Below are 5774 nucleotides of genomic sequence, written 5' to 3'. Positions count from 1 at the left end.
GCGAGTGTCAGTGCCTGAGCGGTCGAATCACTTAAATTATATTTAATATAACCCGCTAGGCTCTGACTAAAAGCAATATGCTTGGGCAATGTGTATGTCGGCATATTTAACTAATTATACTTAAAACGTAGATAAGCGTGATTATCATAATGCTCGCCAAACACTGAGCTGGCAATTACTTACGTTAAAGTTACGCACAGAGTCGGTAATAACGCGCGTTAAGTCAGTGACCAATATTTGTTCAAAATCGTCGCTGAGCTGGTTAGTTAAAGCATCAATACCTGATACGTTTTCGCCATTGATTTTAATTCCACTCAACCATTTAGACTTTTCTGTTGTCTGTAATTGATAATTATAATCTGAAATAATGATCAGTAAACCTAAAGGGTTAAGACGACTTTTAGCATTCTCCAGCAAGCGTTTAGGATCATAACTTTGCTCTAACGCATGCTGAATCAAAACAACATCATAGTGATTAAATTTATTTTTTAAATTACATCCATCGGCTTGATTAAAAAGTACGCGTTCACTACAAGCACCCTTGACTTTATCAGCCAAAAAAACTTCATTAAACTGACAAATATCACCTTCAATAGTATCGGTATAACGCACACTACCGCCCGATTGAAATTGCACACCATATTGTATTGTTCTTGCAGAAAAATCCACTGCATCAATATGTTGAAAATGCTGACTAAGCTCAAATGCGACTCGGCCTACACTACAACCTAGGTTCAGCAAACGTTTAGGTGCAATACTTTCAGTAGCTATTGCACTAACCACTTGTTTCGCTATTTGTTGCCCGTAGTTGTCAAAACCAAGTTTTTTGTCACCAAAATAACATTCAAGCTGCTGGCAAATATCTTTACTTGTTTCATATTTATTAACACTTAATTGCTCACTTTGGGGCTGTTTACTGGCTATATATCTGAAACCTGCATGTTGATAAAAATGTCGTCTAAACGCATAGCGCGATGAAGCTAATGTTTCATTGCCAGTAGATATCCAAGACCCCCCTTTTATTAAATTATGCTTACCATCAAAGGTTGGTGTTGAAAAGTCGTCATATAATGGGTGGACTTTGAAGCCAGAAAAACCATCTATTGCTGAATCGGTCCATTGCCAAACATTACCTACCACATCAAAAAAGTTACCGTTTTGATGTTGGTTAACCGGACAAGAAGAAGCATAGTAAGCTAAATTGATATTGCCAGGCACTTTAGGCCATTGATGCTGATCGCCCTGCACTTGCTCCCGCAAACAATACCATTGTGACTCAGTAGGTAAGCGGATAAAGTCATCACTGTATTTTTGTCGCCACTGGCAAAATGCTTTTGCTTCTAAACAGTTAACCTCTACCGGCCAATCTAATGGTAATGGCATTTCGCTCGTTAAATTACGTTGAGTATATTTGCCATTACTACATTGCCAAAACCTTGGCATAGTTGCTTGAGTGAAGGCTAACCATGCTTGCCCTTCTTCGCACCAAAACTCTTTCGATAAATAACCATCGGCATTAACAAACTCCATGTATTCATGATTCGACACTAAAAACTTAGCCGCACTAAACTCTTCGACGTCAACCAATTGATGGCCATACTCATTATCCCAACCGTAGGTATTGTCTTCGTGCTTTTTACCCAGAGATAAGCTTTGAGATTTGACAGGTATTAATTCATTTTCCGGTGCCGCTGATGACTGCAAACATGGCTGCCATTGTGTTGTCGTTGTTAACCATTTCAAGGGCAGCATGCGCATGATCACAGAAGATGTTTCAAGATGAATACGCTCATGTTCACAACCCATTAAAATAATCCACGCTAAAGAATCTTGGGTAATAGGTAAGCTTAACTCCATGGTGTCAATCAAGTTTAAAACGAGGTTATAGACTTTTTTGCGATAATCTCTTACTTCATTAACACTTGGCCAGTCGTAATGTTCACTGTTGAGATCATCCCAGCTCATTTCATCAACACCAACAGCACAAATAGCTTCTATGTGGTTGTTCACTCGCTGTTGAATGAACTTGCCTAATATCAATTTATTAATATAAAAAGTAGCGGTATGCCCATAATAAAACACCAACGGATGCCTTAACGACTCAGGTCTTAAAAAATAAGCATCGTCATTATTAATTAAGGAAAACAATGACTCGTAAGTCGACCACGTATTTTTAAAATATGCAGCTAACTCTACGCGTTTTTCCGTTATTGAATTGCCATCAAGTGTTGGCGTATTTAATTGATTTATCATGTAATATTCACTAAATTTTATAATAGTTTGATGTAGTATTTAAATCAGATACTTTACGTAACGATACTAGGCGTTTGAAACTGTATTAAATAATGCCGTTGCAATAACTGCCCTGCCGTATATCCGGTTGTATTTTCAATATTAAAACTTGTCGCGCTTAGCACTTTGTCTATGCTTCGACTAAACCAATCATTATTTTCAAATAATGAAATGGCGCCAAGGTTACTTGCCGTGTCATGTAATGAGCTCGGTAGTTGACCATAATCTTTATTTTGTTGTGAAATGCTCATGTTTACATCATCGAGTGCATCAATCACATTTAATAAAGCAAACACTACATTTAAGTAAGGATTGTAATGTTCGCTTGATGCACCTAACCTGTGTTCTATACGAGCTGTTTTATGCCAATTTCTCTGACTCAAAATGACATTATTTTTATCATCATATAATAATGGTTCAACACCCATTTCCTGATTGTGTTTACCAATATCACGATAAAGCGCGATGCTACCTTGATGCCCACCAGAAATATCAACCGGTGAACAAAGCTCTTCTGCCAAGCCATATTTTGATTTAAGCACTAAGCGTTCAAAAGCCTCCTCTTCCGGCAAGTAAATTAAACTATTCGCTAAGCTTGTATGTAAAAAACATTGCTGTAAACATTCACCAAAATTACCTGACACGAGTAAGTTATTTCCGAGTAAATCTTGCACGCTAACATTTATTTGAATTGCATTGGGTATATGCACTGAGCGATTATCGCCACTAAAAATATTTTTGCATCCCAATGCTAATTTGCCTTGATCACCAGCCCAAACCACAGGTTTTATGAGTGTTTTACTAATACCCTGTTCAGCAAATATTTTCGGTAAAAAATATATAGCACGATGCAGGTTTTGAGCTTCTTTTAATGGGCTTTGACCATTAAAAAGTGAAACATACTCCCATTGGTTACTCCAGAATTCGGCAACTACCTCACCATCAATACCTAGCGATAATAGTTCTTTATTCACTCGTTTATAATCAACAGTTTTATTCGCTGGCTTTTGATAACACCCTTCTAATTCAAAATGAATTAACGCACGAAATCCTCGCTGGTTAATATATTCCTGCAAACTTAAAATGATGGCTTCAGCAAGCCTATGTAAACTATTCATAATGGACAAATGTCTAAACTTTGATATTACGTATATCCTGAAAAATTAATCTTCTCGTGATTTTTAGAGTAAAATTGAGAGATAAATTTTATTAATAAAAGGTTATACGTAACAAGGATGATTTTGGATTAAAAAACATTAACTTGATTTTTACCTAAGTGTTTTGCTTGATAAAGTGCTTTATCTGCGTTGATATATAATTGATTTACATCTTTGCATTGAAGTGAAACTTCGGCGATACCGATACTTACTGTTACCTGATCTGAATGATCTTCAACCATAGTAGATGCTGCTGTTAGGGCTAAGAATCGTTGTGCAATTTTAGTGCTGTCAACAATATTAGTTCTGGGTAAAATACATAAAAATTCTTCACCGCCTATACGCCCGAAGATATCATCTTGACGAAAAACATCTCACCCCACTTGAGCAACTTTTTTTATAACGTTATCTCCAATGGGGTGACCATAACTGTCATTTATTTTTTTAAAATCGTCAATATCGATCAGCACAATGGTCAATGCTATTTTGTCAGGACAACCGCCTTCTAGTGCTTTTTGTAGATATTCAAAAATGTATCGTCGATTAAACAGCCCCGTTAAAGGATCTTTTATAGACAGTAGATGCATTTTTTTATTCGTTCTATATTGTGCCACCATAATGACGATAACAATGAATATAACTGAAATAATAAAAATATTGAAATATACCTGAAGCACATTATCATTCTGTCGTTTTTCTATTTCCAGCATCTGCACTTGTGAGCGTTTTTCTGCCAAGTTTTGAGCTATTTTATGACGATCAACCTCCATTCTCGCTCTAACTTGTAATAACCTATCTGATGAGTTTTTTATCAATAAGTCAGTATTTTCGAGATGATATTTTTTGAGGATACTATAACTAATATCGTATTGTCCTCGCGCATAAGCCAATTCACTTGATATTTTGATCACTTCAAGCTGCCAAGTTGTACCTATTAACTCAGGAATATTGGCAAAAATATTAGCTGCATTAAATAGCGCTTCTTCTGCTGCTTCAAGTTGCCCTAATGCGATCAAGCAACTTGCTTTACGCTTATACAGTTCTGCATTGTAATCAAGAATACCTTCAAGTTTCAGCGCTGTATTTATTACCTTAATCGCTTCAAGGCAATCACCTTTTTCTGCTAAAGTCATACCAAGACCATATTCAGCAAAAAAATTAATATTAGCATTAGGAGTGTAAATAATTTGTTGTTGATACTTTTTAAAATACTCAATCGCTAGATCGTATTTTTTCCAATAACGATAAGTAGATGCTAAACCATATACGGCCACAGCAATATGAGCAGGATATTGTAAATTTTGAAAGGCTTCGTAAGACCTTTGATAATACTCAATTGATTTTTCATAATCATTTAAGTAGCCATAAATAGCACCATAAGTGTCATTTATTGTGGCAATTAAAAACTGATCTTTGAGGGCAAAGGCTTCAACGTAAGCTTCTTGAATATCGACTAGTGATGTGTCAAACAGCTCGGTCAAGGTTTTGGTATAGGCAAGTTCTTGTTTTGTATATATATACAAACTACTTAACTTGGCTTCCTTTGCCTGCATTAAACCTTTGGTTAGCACCTCTTTAGATAATTTGTAATTACCTTGCCTACGATGAATAAGCCCTTGGTATAAACTTAAACGCGCCGTTATTGCTAAGGGGGTTTTAACTGAAATGAGTCCATTAGCTTGCGCAACTGTTAGAATAAAATCATCGTAAAAGTAAATTAAGTTTTCTGTTTGAGCTTTACGTAATAGCCACCAAAGATAAGTGAGTTCGTCGTAAGACTGAGCTGCTGATTCTAAACCGATAATTTTTTGATAGGATTGCCATGGTTCAAGGTAGACATCGTGATCCATGTCTCGAAAGTTGATAGCCTCATTAGCTTTCGATGCGACAGCAAAGCTTAACAGTATTATGATTAAACTTGCATAGGCTATTTGCAAAGCTTTGTTCATAGCGGGTCCATGGTGAGAATATATACGCTTGTTATTAAACTACCACAAAAACAGAAAATGAACGATCAAAAATCATACAAAGCAAACTGAAATGCGCTGATATTGTCTTAAAATTTGATACGGTCAAGCTATGAACCGCTTATTATTTTAAAATGGAATTTAGTCATTTTGATAAAGTTGATTAAAACGCTTAACGTCGAAGCCTTTCAGCACTTGATCACCTACTTTAAGTACAGGTACACCACGCAAGTTTAACTTTGAAAATTCTTTTTGTCCTGCTGGTGTTTTAATATTGCACATTCGAAAAGCAATTTTTTTATCTTCAAGGTAACGTTTAGCTGTTTGACAATGAGGACAATTACTCATGGTATAGAGG

Annotated in this window: 3 protein-coding genes and 1 pseudogene; all 4 read right to left on the bottom strand. The window is 36.0% G+C overall.

The window, feature by feature from the left end; translation table 11 throughout:
• Positions 1-144: 144 nt before the first annotated feature.
• Complete coding sequence (gene ovoA / locus H4J50_RS18405; RefSeq protein ID WP_182257623.1) at positions 145-2253, bottom strand: 5-histidylcysteine sulfoxide synthase; 2109 nt, start codon at positions 2251-2253, stop codon at positions 145-147.
• 53 nt (positions 2254-2306) lie between these two features.
• Positions 2307-3410 (bottom strand): hypothetical protein, encoded by a 1104-nt coding sequence (locus H4J50_RS18400; RefSeq protein ID WP_108457195.1) that lies wholly within the window; start codon positions 3408-3410, stop codon positions 2307-2309.
• Positions 3411-3538: 128 nt separating this feature from the next.
• Positions 3539-5002, bottom strand: a pseudogene (locus H4J50_RS18390) (GGDEF domain-containing protein).
• A 555-nt stretch (positions 5003-5557) separates the two neighbouring features.
• The coding region (locus H4J50_RS18385) for a glutaredoxin family protein (protein ID WP_220466342.1) at positions 5558-5774 on the bottom strand (217 nt) is incomplete at its 5' end.

The sequence above is a fragment of the Colwellia sp. 6M3 genome, from assembly GCF_014077595.1.
Taxonomy (GTDB): domain Bacteria; phylum Pseudomonadota; class Gammaproteobacteria; order Enterobacterales; family Alteromonadaceae; genus Cognaticolwellia.
The sequence above is the reverse complement of the archived record's forward strand: the minus strand, read 5'-3'. Positions and strand labels throughout refer to the sequence as shown.